The following is a 15,878-nucleotide window of genomic DNA, read 5'->3' as shown; positions in this document are numbered from 1 at the left end:
TGGCGCCGGAAAGGGGATCATCGGCCAGGTCGGCGCGCAGCAGGCGCCAGACCGGACCGCTCCAGGCGATCACTCGGCGGCGTCGACCGGGGCACCGTAGCCAAGGGGCGGGGTTTCGTCCTTGCCGGAATCCTCGCCGACCTCGGCGAGGAAGCGCTCGGCTTCGAGCGCCGCCATGCAGCCCATCCCGGCGGAGGTGACCGCCTGGCGGTACTTCCAGTCGGTGATGTCGCCCGCGGCGAAGACCCCGGGGATCTCGGTTTCGGTGGAGCCCGGCTTGGTCTTCACGTAGCCGCCCATGTGCGTCTCGAGCTGGTCCTTCACCAGCTCGTTGGACGGGGCGTGGCCGATGGCGATGAAGACGCCCTTGGCATCGATCCGGGAAACCTCGCCGGTCTTCACGTTGCGCACCTTCACGCCGGTGACGCCCTTGGGATTGTCCTCGCCCTCGACCTCTTCGAGCTCGTGGAACCAGAGCGGTTCGATCTTGGGGTTCTTGGCCATCCGGTCCTGCAGGATCTTCTCGGCGCGCAGCTCGTCACGGCGGTGGATCAGCGTGACCTTGGAGGCGAAGTTGGTGAGGAAGAGCGCCTCTTCCACGGCGGTGTTGCCGCCGCCGATCACCACGATCTCCTGGCCCCGGTAGAAGAAGCCGTCGCAGGTGGCGCAGGCGGAGACGCCGAAGCCCTTGAAGGCCTCCTCGCTGTCGAGACCCAGCCACTTGGCGCGGGCGCCTGTGGCGAGGATCACGCTGTCGGCGGTATAGACCGTGCCGCTGTCGGACTGGGCGGTGAAGGGGCGCTTGGACAGGTCGAGCGAGGTGATGATATCGCCGACGATCTCGGTGCCCATGGCGCGGGCGTGGGCTTCCATCCGGACCATCAGGTCGGGGCCCTGCACCTCGGTATCGCCGGGCCAGTTCTCGACCTCGGTGGTCGTGGTCAGCTGGCCGCCGGGCTCGAGCCCTTGCACGAGCAGCGGCTCGAGCATGGCGCGGCTGGCGTAGACGCCCGCGGTGTAGCCCGCCGGGCCGGAGCCGATGATCAGAACCTTGGTATGGCGCGTGCCGGACATGGCGAACCCCCTTTGCCTGTCTCAGGCCATGGCATATAGGGCCTGCCGCGCCGGGACGAAACCCCGGCGGCCAGCCGGGATGGTCGTTAACGAAGTTGCGCAGTGGTGAAACATTGTTGCGCAAATCGACGTTGTCGCATATAGTTCATAAAAAGAGGAGCACCATGATGCCCGGCAGCCGTCTCGATGCGATCGACCGGATGATTCTGAAAGAGCTTCAGGCCGACGGCCGGATGACGAATGTCGAGCTGGCCCGCCGCGTCGGCATCTCGGCGCCGCCCTGCCTGCGCCGGGTCCGCACGCTCGAGGAGCAGGGCTACATCCGCGGATACCACGCCGACGTCGAACCGCGGGAACTCGGCTTCGAGGTTCAGGTCTTCGCGATGGTCGGTCTTCAGAGCCAGGCCGAGTCGGACCTCTCCGCCTTCGAGGCGCGGTGCCGCGACTGGCCGCTCGTTCGGGAGTGCCACATGCTCAACGGCGAGGTGGACTTCATCCTCAAGTGCGTTTCGCCCGACCTGCGGACCTTTCAGACCTTCCTGACGGAGCATCTTACCGCCGCGCCGAATGTCGGCTCGGTCAAGACCTCGCTGGTCATCCGGCAGGGCAAGGGTGAGCCGGGCGTGCCCTTCGACGTGCTCGAGGAACGGCTCGCGCGGCGGGCCTGAGGTCTGCCCCCGGGGTCAGGCGACCCCCATGAGTTTCAGGTCCGCGACGCGCAGGCGGGCGTAGCGTGGCGGTCCGAAGGACGCCAGGTCCGCGCGATGCGGGAAGAGCGAGAGATAGAGCTCCAGCGTCTCGCCCTTGATCTCCAGATCACTCGGCGTGCCCGGATGGTGGCTCTCCAGCTCCACCCCGTGGGCCAGCACCCTATGATGACCCGGAAGGTCCAGCTGGAAGACCTGGACCGGGGACATGGGCGTGAGCTCGATCACGTTGCAGGCGTCGATGAAGTCCCGGACCGGGACGAAGGCCCCGTCGGCACGCGTCGCGCGCTGGACCGGTTCGGATCGGTGGTAGACCCGCGCCTTGGGTCCGAGAACGAGGTCCGGCATCGGCCGGCCGATCCCGAGCGAATCCGCGGCGACCCGCGTCAGGCTGCCCATCTGGGGCGACTGGTTCGGCGCACCGGGCACGAGCGTCGTGGTCCCGCGCCACAGCAGGGGCTGGATGCCGGCGTCGACCGTGCGAATCCCGTCGCCGGGCAGGAGGTCCTCGACCGCGACCGGGCCCTGTTCGGTGGAGATCAGCGTCCCACGGGCGAAGGCAGAGACCGCGTCCTCGAAGGCCGGAAGGGCGGGCGCGATGCGCGAGGCCTCCTGGATCTGGCCCTCCTCGTCGAGCCAGATCATCTCGTACTTGCGCATCAGCGGGCGCGGGCGCTGGGCCTGGGCGGGAACCGGAGGCACCGGCGGGCGGTGGGACATCGTCATGCGAACACCTTGCGGTTGGTCACATCGTCCGTCGGCCCCCACCGACGACGTCCGAGGACGGTCGTTACAATCTCTTTCTCTTCGGTCTTCCGCGGTGGCGAGAGCAGGTCGGACCGCGGGGTCGTCTGGTCACCGGGGCCCGCGCGCGGCAGACGCGCGGGTCCGGTCATTCGCGTCAGCGCGCGGAGGTCCGGCGCTCGTCCTTCCGGGTCGTCTCCTTGCGCCGGGCGATCATCTGCGCGCGGCGCGCGCCCCGGGCCCAGGGCAGCGGGGTCCGGAGATCCTCTTCCGCGGCCTTTCGCAGGTGTTTGATGACGCTGGTCTGGCGTTTCATGGGGCGCCCCTCCGGGTGGCAGTCTCGGGTCGTTGACCGAGTGAACCGCCTGGGAGGGGCCGAAATAGGGCAGCCCGGCGGCGGTTTTGCGCTGGTCGGAGGAGGCTAGAGCCGAATCGCCGCGATCAGTCGGCCGTAGTCGGCCTCTCGGGCATGGACGCTGCGGCGGTAGCTGTAGAACCGTTCTGGATCCGAATAGGTGCAGTGCCGGGTCCACTCGGCCTCTGCCAGCCCCGCCTCGCGCAGCAGGTGGAGCCCGAATCCCGGCAGGTCGAACTGCATCCGGTCGCCCTCGCCCTGCGCGAAGAAGCGGGCGTAGCCATCGTCTTCGGCCAGGAAGGCGTCGAGGAACTCGGGCCCGACCTCGTAGGCCCGCTGGCTGATCGAGGGACCGATCGCCGCGACGATCCGGTCGCGCCGAGCGCCGATCTCCTCCATCGCGTCGACGGTGGCTTCGAGAACGCCGTCGAGTGCGCCGCGCCAGCCCGCATGGGCGGCGCCGATGACGCCCGCCTCCGGGTCGTGGAACAGGACGGGCTGGCAGTCGGCGGTCAGCACCGAGAGCGCGATTCCGGGCTCGCGGGTCACCATCCCGTCGGCCTCGGCGATGGGCGAGTCGGAGGAGGACACGGTGACGACCCGCGCCGAATGCACCTGGTGCACGCCGGTCAGGGCATCGAGAGAGAGGTCGAGCGCCCGGGCCGCGCGGGTGCGGTTGATCGTCACCGCCTCGTGCTGGTCGGAGCTGCCATAGCCGCAGTTCAAGCCCCGGAAGACGCCCGAGGAGGCCCCGCCACGACGCCCGAAGAACCCGTGCTGGACGGGTTCGAGCAGGGGCGAGGTGATGATGTCCAGCGTCATGGCTCCAGCCCCGGGGGCGGTGCGGACTCCGGTGGATGGAGCCCGATCACCTTGAAGAGGTGACCCATCTCGTCGGGGTGGGTCAAGCGGCGGAGCGCGGCGAGGTGGCGGTCGAGCGCCTCGCCCTCCAGTTTCGCGGCGAGCTGCTTGGCGCGCGGCCCGATGCCCAAGCGGTCGAGAAAGGTGCCCTGCCACGTCAGCCGGCTGTGCCGGGCGGGAGAGGCGGCGCGGGCAATCTGCTCGAAGTCGACGTGTGCCGTCAGATCGGCGGTGCCGGGGGCCTCGAAGGGATCGGCGCGCTCGTGCCGGGAGAGCGCCTGGAGCGTGTCGCCCTGGCTGCGCCAGTCGCCGTAGTCGACGATCAGCGCCGCACCGCCGTGGGCCGCGACGCGGCGGCCGATCTCCCCGGTGATCGCGGGCAGGGAGGGGCAGAGCTCGACGACATCGCCCTCGGCCGTGTCCTCGAGCCGCTCTTCCATCCCGGCGAGCGGGGCGGGGGGCGTGAGGCCGAGGGCCAGGCGGTCGCCCTCGGCGCCGACCACCCGCTCGGCCCAGCCGCCGCCCTGGCGTTGGAACTGGCGGATGGGCAGCGCGTCGAAGAACTCGTTGGCGACGAGGAAGAGCGGCGCCTCCGGCAGGTCGCCGACGCTTTCGTGCCATGTGGCCTGCCCGAGCCGGCGCTCCTGTTCGGCGCGAAGGGCGGGAGAGGCCTCGACCAGGTGCAGTTCGGCCGCGTCGAGAAAACCGGGCACACGGGAAAGCGCGCGCAGCGCGTCTTCCATGAGCGTGCCGCGCCCCGGCCCCAGCTCTGCCAGCACGATGCGCGGCGGGGCGCCCTGGTCCATCCAGGCCTGCCCGAGGGCGAGGCCCAGCAACTCCCCGAACATCTGGCTGATCTCGGGCGAGGTCGTGAAGTGACCGGCGGCGCCCAGGGGGTCCGCCGCCGCATAGACGCCGTGCTCGGGGTGGAAGAGGCAGGCCCCCATGTAGTCGTTGAGCGGCATCGGGCCGGTCCGGGCGATCTGGTCGAGCAGCAGTCGCTTCAGCGGCGTCATGCAGCCCCCCGGGCGCGCCGTCCCCGCGCGGAGAGCGCCAGCGCCAGGAGTCCCGCGGCCACCATCGGCAGCGACAGCAGCTGGCCCATGGTGATCCCCCAGTCGCCCAGGCTCAGGACGTGGCCCCAGGGGTTCTCCGGCGTGACGAACTGCGCGTCGGCCTGGCGGTAGAACTCCACCACGAAGCGCGAGAGGCCGTAGCCGAGCAGGAAGACGCCCGTGGTCAGCCAGGGCCGCTTGAGCCAGCCGGCCCTGAACGCGCCGACGAGGAGGATCGTCCCCAGCAGGACGCCCTCCAGCAGGGCCTCGTAGATCTGGCTCGGATGGCGGGCGCAGAGCCCCTCGACGCCCGGGCAGGCCTGCGCGAGTTCGCCGGGAAAGACCACGCCCCAGGGCATCTCGGTTGGCCGGCCCCAGAGCTCGGCGTTCACGAAATTGGCGAGCCGCCCGAGAAAGAGCGCGGGCGGCGTGGCGAGGGCCAGCAGGTCGGCGACCGAGCCCAGCGGCGAGCCGTACTTGCGCGCGCAGAGTATGACCGCCAGCACCACGCCGAGAAACCCGCCGTGGAACGACATCCCGCCCTGCCAGATCGCCGGGATCTGCAAAGGATTCTGCAGGTAGTAGGCCGGCTGGTAGAAGAAGACGAAGCCCAGCCGCCCGCCGACGATGATGCCGACGATGAGCCAGGTGACCATGTCCTCCACCTGCTCGCGCGTCATCGGCGCGGCGCCGCCGGTCCAGAGGCCCGGGCGGGACACGGCGGCCACGATCAGGCGCCAGCCGATGAGGATGCCCACGATGTAGGCCATCGCGTACCAGCGCAGCGCGAACTCGATGCCGCCGACCGGGATCGTCACGATCTCGGGCGAAAGCCATTCGGGGAAAAGGATGCCGGTCGACATGGAGCCTCTGGTGCGGAGGGGGCGGCGCTTTGTCAATGCCGCGGCTTGAGGACCGGCGCCACGGGGCCCATATAGGGGCGAGGCATGACGGAGGCCCGATAATGCAGACGCGCAACAAGATCTTCGACGACATCTCGCAGCTCGCGACCAATGCCATGGGCGTGGCGCAGGGCGCGCGGGAAGAGGCCGAGACCGCGATGAAATCCTGGATGGACCGCTGGATCGCCGACCGCGACCTGGTCACCCGGGAAGAGTTCGAGGCGGTCCGCGCCATGGCCCAGAAGGCCCGCGAAGAGAACGAGGCCCTCAAGGCCCGGATCGACGCGCTCGAGGGCAAGGCCTGAGCCGGCCCTCTTAACCAAGCCGCCCCGGTTTTCTTGACCGGGCGGTAGGCAAGGCGCATCCTTGCCCCGGCGCGAAGGACTCGCGCCCGCCCCTGCCGATCCGGCGCGCCACGCCCGCGCGGCAGGGAGGTCCTGAATGGATCTTCTCACCAGTCTTCAATCTCAGACGGCGTGTCCCGTCGCCTCGGGCGCGTCGGTGCGCGAGGCGTGACGGTCCGCGCGACGGAGGCAACGGATGCGCATTCTCGCCACGACGGCGAGCTGGGCCGCGGTACAGCTCGCACATGATCTCCAGGCCGATGGCCTTTTCGTGACACGGGTGGACAGCTGGGACGACCTGCAGCACCTGGTTCGCACGGCGACCTTCGACGCCGTCCTGCTGGCGGACGATGTGCCGGATTGCCCCCTCGGTGGAGTGTCGGCGGCGCTGCGGCTCCTCTCACGAGAACGGCCGGGGCTCGTGCTGGCGGCGCGGGGTGACCGGCTGTCCTCGGAAGAGTCGCTGGCGGCCGGTGCCGACCTCGTCTCGGGGCCGGGAGAGGACAGTCGCCTGCTCTCCGCGCGGCTCAAGGCCGCGGTTCTGCGCGCGGCCGGTCATGCGCCGCCGGTCGCCCGGGCCTCCGGGGTCGGCGTCGACGTCATCGCGCGGGAGGTGCGCCTGGGGCGCGACCGGCTCGCCCTGTCGCCCCTGCAATACCAGATCGTCGAACGGCTGGTTCTCAACCGGGGCAGGGCGGTCAGCCGGGAGGCGCTGCTCGATGCCCTTTACGGGTGGGAGAACGAGCCCGGGGGCCGCGTGCTCGACACCTTCCTGCACGATATCCGCCGCCGGGTCCGCGCGGTGGGCGGAGATCCCGGCATCTTCCAGACGCGGCGCGGCGAGGGCTTCCGCCTCGCCACGCCGATCAGGGAAAGCGCCTAAGCTCTAGAGAGAGCCGAGGTAGGCGGCCAGCACGTCCCGCGCGGCGCCGAGGTCGGTCTTGTCGGCCATCTCGGTGACCGTGTGGATGTAGCGGGTGCCCACCACGATCCCCACGGCCCGGGCGCCTGCCGCGGCCTGCTGGGCCGCCGCGCCGTCCTGCCCGCCGGCGCGGAGCATGGTGCGCTGAAGGGGGATGTTCTTGTCCGCGGCGATCTTCTCGATCTGGCCGACCAGCGCCTTGTCCGAGATGAAGGAGCCGTCGCGGATGTGCAGGCCCGCGCCCTTGCCCTGCTCGGTCGTGCGATCCTGCTCGGGGACGCCGGGCGTGTCGCAGGCCAGGGTCACGTCGATCCCGATGCCGATGTCGGGCTTCACCTTGTAGGCTGCGGTGCGCGCGCCGCGCAAGCCGACCTCTTCCTGCGTGGTGAAGACCACGTGGATCTCGGCGCCCCGGCTCTCGCCCATGGCCCGGACGGATTCGATGCCCAGCCAGCAGGCGATCCGGTTGTCGAGCGCCTTGGACACGACCTTGTCGCCCATCTCGAGGAAGGGCTCGTCCATCACGACGTAGTCGCCGACCTTGACCTTCTCCTTCGCCGCCTCGCCGAGGCCGGTGTCCACGAAGAAGTCGGAGATCTCGGGGATCTTCTTGCGCTCTTCGGGACTGGAGATGTGGACCGGCTTGCCGCCGGGGTTCATCACCGCCTTCAGGTCGCCACCCTCGGTGCAGACCAGCACGCGGCGCGAGAAGAGATTGCGCGGGTCGAAGCCGCCGACGGGCTGGAGGTAGAGAAAGCCCTTGTCGGTGATGTGGCTCACGAGAAAGCCGATCTCGTCCATGTGGCAGAGCAGCATGATCCGCGGGGCGTCGTCCTTGTCGGCTTTTCGCACGCAGTGGAGCGAGCCCATCGCGTCGGTCTCGACGCTGTCGAAGAGCCCCTCGACCTCGGTCTCGATCAGCGCGCGCACGCGCTCCTCGTTGCCCGGGACGCCGGGAGTTTCGCAGAGCCGTTTCAGCAGGTCGATGTTCATGGTCGGGGCCTCCTTGGTTCGGCGGCAAAGGTGCACCCGCAGGGGCGAGGGTCAAGGCGTCACGCGGCGGTCGCCTGGGCGTCGCGTCGCGGTCACGACGTGCCCAGATCGCGGGCCGGTTTTCGCCACAGCCCCAAAATGCGGTGGATATCCCCAAGAATTCGCTGGACAGCGCGCATTAGGCCCGCGACGATATGTTGTAAGGGGTCGGGCAACGGACCCGTTCCCTAGAGCAGGAAACTAGCGCTTGGGGCGCTGCCCAAGGCCCGGCGCTAGCTTACAGGAGGCCCGAGCATGGCGCTGACCGAGCAGATCCCGAGCGACGACATCCACCCCATCGACCTCGTCGAGCATATCGCCGAGCACTACGACTGGGAGTTCGACCGTATCGCCGACGACCAGATCGCAATGGCGGTCGAGGGCCAGTGGCGGACCTATTCGATCACGCTGGCCTGGTCGGCCTACGACGAGACCCTCCGCCTGATCTCGACCTTCGAGATGGAGCCGCCGGAAGATCGCGAAGCGGCGCTCTACGAAGTGCTGAACCGGGCCAACGACCTGGTCTGGACCGGCGCCTTCAGCTGGTGGTCCGAGCAGAAGCTCATGGTCTGGCGCTACGGTCTCGTGCTCGCCGGCGAGCAGGTTGCGGGGCCCGAGCAGATCGATACGCTGATTGGCGCCGCCGTGACGGCGGCCGAGCGGTTCTACCCCGCCTTCCAGCTCGTGACCTGGGGCGAGCGGGAGCCCAAGGACGCGATCCAGATCGCCATCGCCGGGGCCTACGGCACCGCCTGAGAGGGTTCGCCGCGCTGCCGCGCGTCGACCCGGGGCACGCAGCGGTGCGGCCTTTCGGCCGCGCAGGGCACGCCCGGGTCCGCCTCCGGCGGCTCCGGGCAGGTGAGGGGGCGCTGCCCCCGTCCGCGGCGGGGCCGCGGACTGCCCCGGGATATTTCACCCCAGAAGAACGGGATCAGGAGGCGGACGGCTTGCCTTCCCCCGGGGGCTTGGCGAGAGTGCCGGCATGGACATGAGCGATATCGAGCGCCGCGGACTGGTCCTTCTGGGTTGCGGCAAGATGGGATCGGCGATGCTGGCCGGATGGCTCTCGGGGGGGCTGCCGCCGGGATCGGTCTGGGTCCGCGACCCCAAGCCCTCGGAGTGGCTGCAGGGGACGGGGGTGCATCTCAACGAGGATTTGCCCGAGGACCCGGCGGTGCTGCTGGTGGCGGTGAAGCCGCAGATGATGGACGAAGCTCTCCCGGGCGCGGCCGATCTCGGCGGTGGCGGGACGCTCGTCGTTTCCGTCGCCGCGGGGACATCGCTCGCGCGGTTCGAGAAGAGTTTCGGGGACGGTACGCCGGTGGTGCGGGCGATGCCCAACACCCCGGCCGCGATCGGGCGGGGGATCACCTCCATCGTCGGCAACGCGGAGGCGGGGAGCGATCATCTCGACCTCGCCGAGACGCTTCTGAAGGCGGTGGGCCAGGTGGTGCGGCTCGAGGGCGAGGACCAGATGGACGCGGTCACGGCGGTCTCGGGCTCGGGGCCGGCCTATGTGTTTCACCTGATCGAGACGCTTGCCGCGGCGGGCGAGGCCGAGGGGCTCCCGCCCGAGCTCGCGCTGGCGCTGGCGAAGGCGACCGTGGGCGGGGCGGGGCAGCTCGCCGAGGATTCAGGCGAGGATCCGGGCCAGCTCAGGGTCAACGTGACCTCGCCCAACGGGACCACGCAGGCGGCGCTCGAGGTGCTGATGGACGAGGAGAGCGGCTTTCCCGCGCTGCTGAAGCGTGCCGTCCACGCGGCGGCGGAGCGGAGCCGGGAGCTGGGCCGTGGCTGAGGAGATCGGGATCGAGGACTTCCTCAAGGTCGAGATCCGTGCGGGGCGCGTGACCCGGGCCGAGCCCTTTCCGGAGGCGCGCAAGCCGGCGATCAAGCTCTGGGTGGATTTCGGGCCGGAGATCGGCGAGCGGAAGAGCTCGGCGCAGATCACCGCGCATTATTCGCCGGAAGACCTGGTGGGGCGGATGGTCATGGGGGTGGTGAACTTCCCGCCCCGGCAGATCGGGCCTGTCCGGTCGGAGGTGCTGGTGCTGGGAGTGCATGACGCCGAGGGCGGCGTGGTGCTGGTGGCGCCGGACAAGGACGTGCCCCCGGGAGGGCGACTGGAATGAAGACCTGCCTGATCACGCGCGAGCCGCTCGACCCGGTTCTTGAGGCGCTGCGCGAGAGCTTCGAGGTGACCGTGGGGAGCGCGCCGCTTTCGTTGGAGGAGGCGGCGCAGGCGCTGCGGGACTACGACGCGATGATCCCGACGCTGGGCGACGACTTCCGGGCGGAGGCCTTCGAGCGGGCGGGCGAGATCCGCTGCGGGGTGCTCGCGAACCTCGGGGTCGGGTATTCGCATATCGATGCCGAGGCGGCACGGGCGCACGGGGTTGCGGTCTCGAACACGCCGGACGTGCTGACCGACGCCACGGCCGACATCGGGGTTCTGCTCATGCTGGGCGCCGCCCGGCGGGCGAGCGAGGGCGAGCGGCTGGTGCGCTCGGGCACCTGGTCGGGCTTCGGGCCGAAGGAGATGCTCGGGGTCGACGTGAGCGGCAAGACGCTGGGCATCGTCGGCATGGGCCGGATCGGCCAGGCGGTGGCGAAGCGGGGTCATGCGGGCTTCGGCATGGAGGTGCTCTACTTCAACCGCTCGCGGAAGGAGGTCGATCTGCCGGCGCGGCAGGTGGAAAGTCTCGAGGAGCTCATGGGGGCCTGCGACTTCGTGGTGGTGACGGTTCCGGGCGGGCCCGCCAACGCGGGGCTGGTGAGCCGGCAGGCCATCGCGGCGATGAAACCCGAGGGGATCCTCGTCAACATCGCCCGCGGAGAGGTGGTGGACGAGGCCGCGCTGATCGATGCGCTGGAGGCCGGGCGGATCCGGGCGGCGGGGCTCGACGTCTACGAGAACGAGCCCGACGTGCCGGCGCGCCTCCGGGCGCTCGACAACTGCTTCCTGCTGCCGCACCTGGGCTCGGCGACCTGGGAGACCCGGATCGCCATGGGGCTCGTCGCGGTGGAGAACGCGAAGGCCTGGGCCGAGGAACGGGCGCTGCCGCAGGCGGTGTGAGCCCTCCGTCCAAATTTGGACGGAGGGTTAAGTATATGACAAATATGTATTTTCCGGGGATTCGCTCTCGGGCCGCATGAGGTGCTGCGTCTCGGCCCTTCGGGCCTCGTCGCGTGCGGGGCCCGGGTCACTCCTGGGGGAGGCGCTCATCGGCCCGGCGGGCCTCTTCGCTCGGGGGGAGCGGGAGGCCGCCGATTTGGGCGAGGTGGGCGATGATCTCGTCGATGCCCTCGCCGCGGCGCAGGCTGGCGAAGACGGTGGGCAGGGGGCCGCGCATCCGGGCGGCGTCGCGGGCCATGACGTCGAGAGAGGCGCCGACGTGAGGGGCGAGGTCGGTCTTGTTGATCACGAGCAGGTCCGAGCGGGTGATCGCGGGGCCGCCCTTGCGGGGGATCTCCTCTCCGGCGGCCACGTCGATGACATAGAGCGTCACGTCGGCGAGCTCGGGCGAGAAGGTGGCCGAGAGATTGTCGCCGCCGGACTCGATCAGGATCAGGTCGAGGTCGGGGTGGCGGGCGTTGAGCTCGGCGACCGCGGCGAGGTTGATCGAGGCGTCCTCGCGGATCGCCGTATGTGGGCATCCTCCCGTCTCAACGCCCATGACCCGGTCCTCGGGTAGGATCTGCAGGCGCATCAGGGCCTCGGCGTCCTCGCGCGTGTAGATGTCGTTGGTGATGACCGCGAGGCTCAGGCGGCCCTTGAGGGCGCGGGCCAGCCCGGCGGTCAACGTTGTCTTGCCGGCGCCGACCGGGCCGCCGATGCCGACGCGGAGGGGACCGTTGGGAGAGGCTGTCATGGGTCTGTCCTTTCCTTCGGCCGGGGCGGGGGGCGCTGCCCCCGTCGCGGCGGGGCCGCGACTCCCCCGGGACTATCTGGCCCCAGGAGAGGGGTCACGAGCGGAAGATCCGCGGCTCGCGCGTCTCGTGGCGCATGGAGGCGGCGTCGAGCGCCGGGGTGAAGGCGCCAAGCGCGGAGAGGTCCTGCGTGAGGAGCGGCCCGACGTGGGCGGGGATCGCCCCGGTCACCTCCGCGAGCAGGCGCTGGGCCTCGGTCTGGCCCAGCGGCAGGAGCCTCTGGGCGGCCTGGGCCAGGGTGGCGAAGAGGCTCTGGAGGTAGAGCGTGGCGGTGGGCGGGAGCGGTTGCCCGGCCAGGCGCGCGGCGCGGCCGACGGCGACGGGGAGCGCCATGTCCGGCAGGTCGAGGTCCCAGACCTCGCGCCCGAGGCGGGCGAAGGCCGCGCCCTGCTGGAGCGTCTCGGCCCGGCGCTCGGCCGAGGGGGCGAGGGCCCGGGCGAGATCGGCGATGTCGTGGACCTCCTCGGGCGTCTCCGCGCGCCAGGCGGCGGCGAGGAGCAGGGTGTCGCTGCGGCCGGCCCCGTGGTGCAACGTGGTGTCGAACCAGCGGGCCAGCGAGGCGGCACCGGTGACGCTGCCCTCGGCCACGGCTTCCTCGAGCCCCTGCGACCAGGCGAAACCGCCCAGCGGGAAGGCCGGGCTGAGCCATTGGGTCAGCAGGAGGCCGGCGCCCTCAGTGGTCATGGGAATGCGCGTGGTGGTGGTCATGGTCGCCGTGGCTGTGGCCCATGGTGCGACCGTGGCCGTAGGCGCCGCCCTCGGGTGTGAAGGGCTCGGTGACCTCGGTGACGGAGGCGCCAAGGCCCTCCAGCATGCGGCGGATCACCGGGTCGCGCTGGATCAGGATGCGGGGCGGATCGGCCTCGATGCAGGCGGGCGCATGGCGGTTGCCGATGTGCCAGGCGAGGCGGGGGAGGTCGGCGGCCGTGGCGCGGATTTCGAGGAGCGCCTCCTCGGCGGCCAGGACCTCGACCTGGGTGCCGTCCTCCAGCACGAGCCGGTCGCCGGCGTCGAGGGAGACGGTCTGCGGCAGGTCCACGAGGACGGGCGTGCCGTCGGTCGTAAAAAGCCGCTTCCGGCGGAGCAGCCGGGCGTCGTAGGTGAGCGCGACACTGGCGACGGGGCCGGTGTCCCCGGCCTCGGCGGCGCGCAGGAGCGCCGTGGCGGGGGGCAGGCCGGTCATGGCCTCGCCCCCGCGATCGGTGCGGTCCGGCCGGAACCGGATCCGCGCGGGATCAGAAGCCCACGCGGTCGCGGAAGACGTGACGGACGATGTCCTGGCGCGCGATGCCCATGTCGGCAAGCTGGCGGTCGGACATGCGGTTCAGCTTCTCGACTTCCTGGTGGCGGGACATGTTTTCCATCCAGCCGGTGAAGAAGGCGCTGACGATATCGAGGATGCTGCGGCCCGGGTGACGGGCGGTTTCGGAAAAGTGTGCCATTGGAAACCTCTGCGGTGTTCAGTGCTGGTTTCCTCCCTTGATCCCGAAAATAAGGGATCGGGCCGGCATGTGTAGCGGATATTCTGCAATGCGGCATTGCACTCACGCGGACGCTCAGAACAGGAAGTAGCGCTGCGCCATGGGCAGCACCTCGGCGGGTTCGCAGGTCAGCAGCTCTCCGTCGGCGCGGACCTCGTAGGTTTCGGGGTTCACCTCGATCTTCGGCAGGGCGTCGTTCAGCACCAGGTCGCGCTTGCCGATGCCCCTGGTGCGGTGGACGGCGACGGTCTGCTTGGCGAGCCCGAGGGCGGCGCCGATGCCGGCGGCCTGGGCGGCCTGGCTGATGAAGGTCACGGCGGACTGCTCGACCGCGCGGCCCATGGCGCCGAACATCGGGCGCGAGTGGACCGGCTGGGGCGTGGGGATCGAGGCGTTGGGGTCGCCCATCTGCGCCAGCACGATGGAGCCGCCGACGAGGACCATCATGGGCTTCACCCCGAAGAAGGCCGGGTCCCAGAGCACCAGGTCCGCGCGCTTGCCGACCTCGATGGAGCCGATCTCGTGGCTCATGCCGTGGGCGATGGCGGGGTTGATGGTGTACTTGGCGATGTAGCGGCGGACGCGCAGGTTGTCGTTGTCGCCGGTCTCCTCGGGCAGGCGGCCGCGCTGCTTCTTCATCTTGTCGGCGGTCTGCCAGGTGCGGATCAGCACCTCGCCCACCCGGCCCATGGCCTGGCTGTCGGACGCGATGATGCTGAAGGCGCCCATGTCGTGCAGGATGTCCTCGGCGGCGATGGTCTCGCGCCGGATGCGGCTCTCGGCGAAGGCCACGTCCTCGGGGATCGACTTCGACAGGTGATGGCAGACCATCAGCATGTCGAGGTGCTCCTCGATGGTGTTCACCGTGAAGGGGCGCGTGGGATTGGTCGAGGAGGGGATGACATGCTCCTCGCCGCAGATCTTGATGATGTCGGGGGCGTGGCCGCCGCCCGCGCCCTCGGTGTGGAAGGCGTGGATGGTCCGGCCCTTCATGGCGGCGACGGTATTCTCGACGAAGCCGCTCTCGTTCAGGGTGTCGGTGTGGATCATCACCTGGACGTCCATGTCGTCGGCCACCGAGAGGCAGCAGTCGATGGCGGCGGGCGTGGTGCCCCAGTCCTCGTGCAGCTTCAGCGCGCAGGCGCCGGCCTCGACCATCTCGACCAGCGCGTCGGGGCGGGAGGCGTTGCCCTTGCCGGAGAGGCCGATGTTCACGGGCACTGCGTCGATGGCCTGGAGCATCCGGCCGATGTGCCAGGGGCCCGGGGTGCAGGTGGTCGCCAGCGTGCCGTGGGCGGGGCCGGTGCCGCCGCCCAGCATCGTGGTCAGGCCCGAGTGCAGGGCGTCGTCGATCTGCTGGGGGCAGATGAAGTGGATGTGGCTGTCGAAGCCGCCCGCGGTCAGGATCTTGCCCTCGCCCGCGATGGCCTCGGTGCCCGGGCCGATGACGATGTCGACGCCGGGCTGGACGTCGGGGTTGCCGGCCTTGCCGATGGCGGCGATGCGCCCGTCCCGGAGGCCCACGTCGGCCTTGTAGATGCCGGTGGCGTCCACGATCAGCGCGTTGGTGATCACGGTGTCCATGGCGCCCTCGGCCCGTGTCGTCTGGCTCTGGCCCATGCCGTCGCGGATCACCTTGCCTCCGCCGAACTTGACCTCCTCGCCGTAGACCGTGCGGTCGCTCTCGACCTCGATCACGAGGTCGGTGTCGGCGAGCCGCACCTTGTCGCCGGTGGTGGGGCCGAACATCGCGGCGTAGTCGGCGCGGGAGATCGTGGCGGGCATGGTCTCAGGTCCTTTCTGGCATCCGGGCGGGGCGGGCGGACGGCGTTTCGGTCATCTCTTGCGGCGGCGGCCGGCGGCGCCTCCGGCCCCGCCCCAGACGACGGCGAGGCCGAGGAGGAAGCCGAAGTCGTACCAGCCGCCCGAGTTTGGGACGGCGTACATCGCGACGGTGTCGGAGAAGAGCGAGATCACGAAGGCGAAGGGCGCGAGAGCCCCGTCGAGCAGCCCCCAGAAGAAGCCGCGCGTGCCCTCGGTCGCGGCGGGCGCGGTGGCGCAGGCCGAGAGGAGGAGCGGCAGGGCGAGCAGGCCCCGGCGGAGCGGCGTGCGGCTCTTGGCTGACGCGTGATCGGTGCTGATGACGGGAGTCTCGACGGTCATGTGCCCCTCCGCCTCAGACGTTGCGAGTTGGCGCGGGTGCGGCGGCCCAGCGCCTCGAGTGCGGCGGTGGCCACCTGGTCGGGCCGGTGGCCGCGCAGCACCTCCTGCGAGGCGGCGATCGTGGCCTCGGCGAAGGCGGCGGGCTTCTCGGCGATCATCCGTGCAAGCTCGGTCGGCGTCGACTTCGCCAGGCCAATCGCGCCGAGCATGCGATAGGCGACGACCTCCTGGCTCTCGGCCCAGAGCCGCCACCAGGCGGTGCCGAGACGCGTGGCGTCGGTGACGAAGGCTGTGGGGTGGATCATCGG

General features: G+C 70.4%; 21 protein-coding genes. 7 read left to right on the top strand and 14 right to left on the bottom strand.

Translation table 11 applies throughout. The annotated features are described in order from the left end of the window. Positions 1-69 precede the first annotated feature (69 nt). Entirely contained in the window at positions 70-1,074 is a 1,005-nt protein-coding gene (gene trxB, locus F3S47_RS11990; protein ID WP_150445491.1) for a thioredoxin-disulfide reductase, read from the bottom strand. Between the two features lie 167 nt (positions 1,075-1,241). On the opposite strand from trxB, the gene F3S47_RS11985 reads away from it, so the two are divergent. Beyond that, positions 1,242-1,742 carry an Lrp/AsnC family transcriptional regulator gene (locus tag F3S47_RS11985; RefSeq protein WP_150445490.1) on the top strand — a complete coding sequence of 167 codons (501 nt, stop codon included), beginning with the start codon at positions 1,242-1,244 and terminating at the stop codon, positions 1,740-1,742. 15 nt (positions 1,743-1,757) lie between these two features. On the opposite strand, the gene F3S47_RS11980 is transcribed toward F3S47_RS11985, so the two are convergent. The 5 genes from F3S47_RS11980 to lgt all read right to left on the bottom strand — a co-directional run bounded on the left by F3S47_RS11980 (position 1,758) and on the right by lgt (position 5,659). Next, complete coding sequence (locus F3S47_RS11980; RefSeq protein WP_223877809.1) at positions 1,758-2,507, bottom strand: Hint domain-containing protein; 750 nt, start codon at positions 2,505-2,507, stop codon at positions 1,758-1,760. A gap of 175 nt (positions 2,508-2,682) precedes the next feature. Continuing rightward, positions 2,683-2,841 carry a hypothetical protein gene (locus tag F3S47_RS19420; protein ID WP_191090169.1) on the bottom strand — a complete coding sequence of 53 codons (159 nt, stop codon included), beginning with the start codon at positions 2,839-2,841 and terminating at the stop codon, positions 2,683-2,685. Positions 2,842-2,946: 105 nt separating this feature from the next. Next, on the bottom strand, positions 2,947-3,702 hold the full coding sequence (pgeF, locus tag F3S47_RS11975; RefSeq protein WP_150445489.1) for a peptidoglycan editing factor PgeF: 756 nt from the start codon (positions 3,700-3,702) through the stop codon (positions 2,947-2,949). After that, a complete protein-coding gene (locus F3S47_RS11970; protein ID WP_150445488.1) occupies positions 3,699-4,757 on the bottom strand; it encodes a class I SAM-dependent methyltransferase in 1,059 nt (352 codons plus the stop codon). Before F3S47_RS11970 ends, pgeF begins: the two co-directional genes overlap by 4 nt. Beyond that, positions 4,754-5,659 (bottom strand): prolipoprotein diacylglyceryl transferase, encoded by a 906-nt coding sequence (gene lgt, locus F3S47_RS11965; protein WP_150445487.1) that lies wholly within the window; start codon positions 5,657-5,659, stop codon positions 4,754-4,756. Before lgt ends, F3S47_RS11970 begins: the two co-directional genes overlap by 4 nt. 101 nt (positions 5,660-5,760) lie before the next feature. Here lgt and F3S47_RS11960 point away from each other — a divergent pair, with 101 nt between their 5' ends. Together F3S47_RS11960 and F3S47_RS11955 are read left to right on the top strand one after the other, a co-directional pair. Further along, positions 5,761-6,003, top strand: coding sequence for an accessory factor UbiK family protein (locus tag F3S47_RS11960; protein WP_150445486.1), 243 nt, complete (start codon positions 5,761-5,763; stop codon positions 6,001-6,003). 235 nt (positions 6,004-6,238) lie between these two features. After that, on the top strand, positions 6,239-6,925 hold the full coding sequence (locus tag F3S47_RS11955) for a winged helix-turn-helix transcriptional regulator (protein WP_150445485.1): 687 nt from the start codon (positions 6,239-6,241) through the stop codon (positions 6,923-6,925). A gap of 3 nt (positions 6,926-6,928) precedes the next feature. Here the strand turns inward: F3S47_RS11955 and F3S47_RS11950 are convergent, their stop codons facing one another. Then, entirely contained in the window at positions 6,929-7,957 is a 1,029-nt protein-coding gene (locus F3S47_RS11950; RefSeq protein WP_150445484.1) for a M42 family metallopeptidase, read from the bottom strand. A gap of 294 nt (positions 7,958-8,251) precedes the next feature. Between F3S47_RS11950 and F3S47_RS11945 the strand changes: the two genes are divergently transcribed. The 4 genes from F3S47_RS11945 (at position 8,252) to F3S47_RS11930 (ending at position 11,072) form a co-directional block, all read left to right on the top strand. Continuing rightward, positions 8,252-8,752: a type III secretion system chaperone family protein gene (locus tag F3S47_RS11945; RefSeq protein ID WP_150445483.1), complete on the top strand. Its 501-nt coding sequence runs from the start codon at positions 8,252-8,254 to the stop codon at positions 8,750-8,752. A 226-nt stretch (positions 8,753-8,978) separates the two neighbouring features. Then, positions 8,979-9,794, top strand: coding sequence for a pyrroline-5-carboxylate reductase (gene proC, locus F3S47_RS11940; protein WP_150445482.1), 816 nt, complete (start codon positions 8,979-8,981; stop codon positions 9,792-9,794). Beyond that, entirely contained in the window at positions 9,787-10,128 is a 342-nt protein-coding gene (locus tag F3S47_RS11935) for a tRNA-binding protein (RefSeq protein WP_150445481.1), read from the top strand. Before proC ends, F3S47_RS11935 begins: the two co-directional genes overlap by 8 nt. Continuing rightward, entirely contained in the window at positions 10,125-11,072 is a 948-nt protein-coding gene (locus tag F3S47_RS11930; protein WP_150445480.1) for a 2-hydroxyacid dehydrogenase, read from the top strand. Before F3S47_RS11935 ends, F3S47_RS11930 begins: the two co-directional genes overlap by 4 nt. A gap of 127 nt (positions 11,073-11,199) precedes the next feature. On the opposite strand, the gene ureG is transcribed toward F3S47_RS11930, so the two are convergent. From ureG to F3S47_RS11895, 7 genes are all read right to left on the bottom strand, one after another. Then, a complete protein-coding gene (gene ureG / locus F3S47_RS11925) occupies positions 11,200-11,868 on the bottom strand; it encodes an urease accessory protein UreG (RefSeq protein ID WP_150445479.1) in 669 nt (222 codons plus the stop codon). A 94-nt stretch (positions 11,869-11,962) separates the two neighbouring features. Continuing rightward, on the bottom strand, positions 11,963-12,634 hold the full coding sequence (locus tag F3S47_RS11920; protein ID WP_223877808.1) for an urease accessory protein UreF: 672 nt from the start codon (positions 12,632-12,634) through the stop codon (positions 11,963-11,965). Further along, positions 12,600-13,109: an urease accessory protein UreE gene (locus F3S47_RS11915; RefSeq protein ID WP_150445478.1), complete on the bottom strand. Its 510-nt coding sequence runs from the start codon at positions 13,107-13,109 to the stop codon at positions 12,600-12,602. The genes F3S47_RS11920 and F3S47_RS11915 overlap by 35 nt, the downstream gene beginning before the upstream one ends. A 52-nt stretch (positions 13,110-13,161) precedes the next feature. Next, positions 13,162-13,368: a DUF1127 domain-containing protein gene (locus tag F3S47_RS19600; protein WP_223877807.1), complete on the bottom strand. Its 207-nt coding sequence runs from the start codon at positions 13,366-13,368 to the stop codon at positions 13,162-13,164. A 114-nt stretch (positions 13,369-13,482) separates the two neighbouring features. Further along, complete coding sequence (gene ureC, locus F3S47_RS11905) at positions 13,483-15,192, bottom strand: urease subunit alpha (protein WP_150445477.1); 1,710 nt, start codon at positions 15,190-15,192, stop codon at positions 13,483-13,485. A gap of 51 nt (positions 15,193-15,243) precedes the next feature. Then, positions 15,244-15,570 carry a hypothetical protein gene (locus tag F3S47_RS11900; RefSeq protein ID WP_223877806.1) on the bottom strand — a complete coding sequence of 109 codons (327 nt, stop codon included), beginning with the start codon at positions 15,568-15,570 and terminating at the stop codon, positions 15,244-15,246. Then, positions 15,567-15,875, bottom strand: coding sequence for an antifreeze protein (locus F3S47_RS11895; protein ID WP_150445476.1), 309 nt, complete (start codon positions 15,873-15,875; stop codon positions 15,567-15,569). Before F3S47_RS11895 ends, F3S47_RS11900 begins: the two co-directional genes overlap by 4 nt. Between the last annotated feature and the right edge of the window lie 3 nt (positions 15,876-15,878).

It is taken from the genome of Histidinibacterium aquaticum (assembly GCF_008710275.1).
Classification (GTDB): Bacteria; Pseudomonadota; Alphaproteobacteria; order Rhodobacterales; family Rhodobacteraceae; genus Oceanicola; species Oceanicola aquaticus.
The sequence above is the reverse complement of the archived record's forward strand: the minus strand, read 5'-3'. Positions and strand labels throughout refer to the sequence as shown.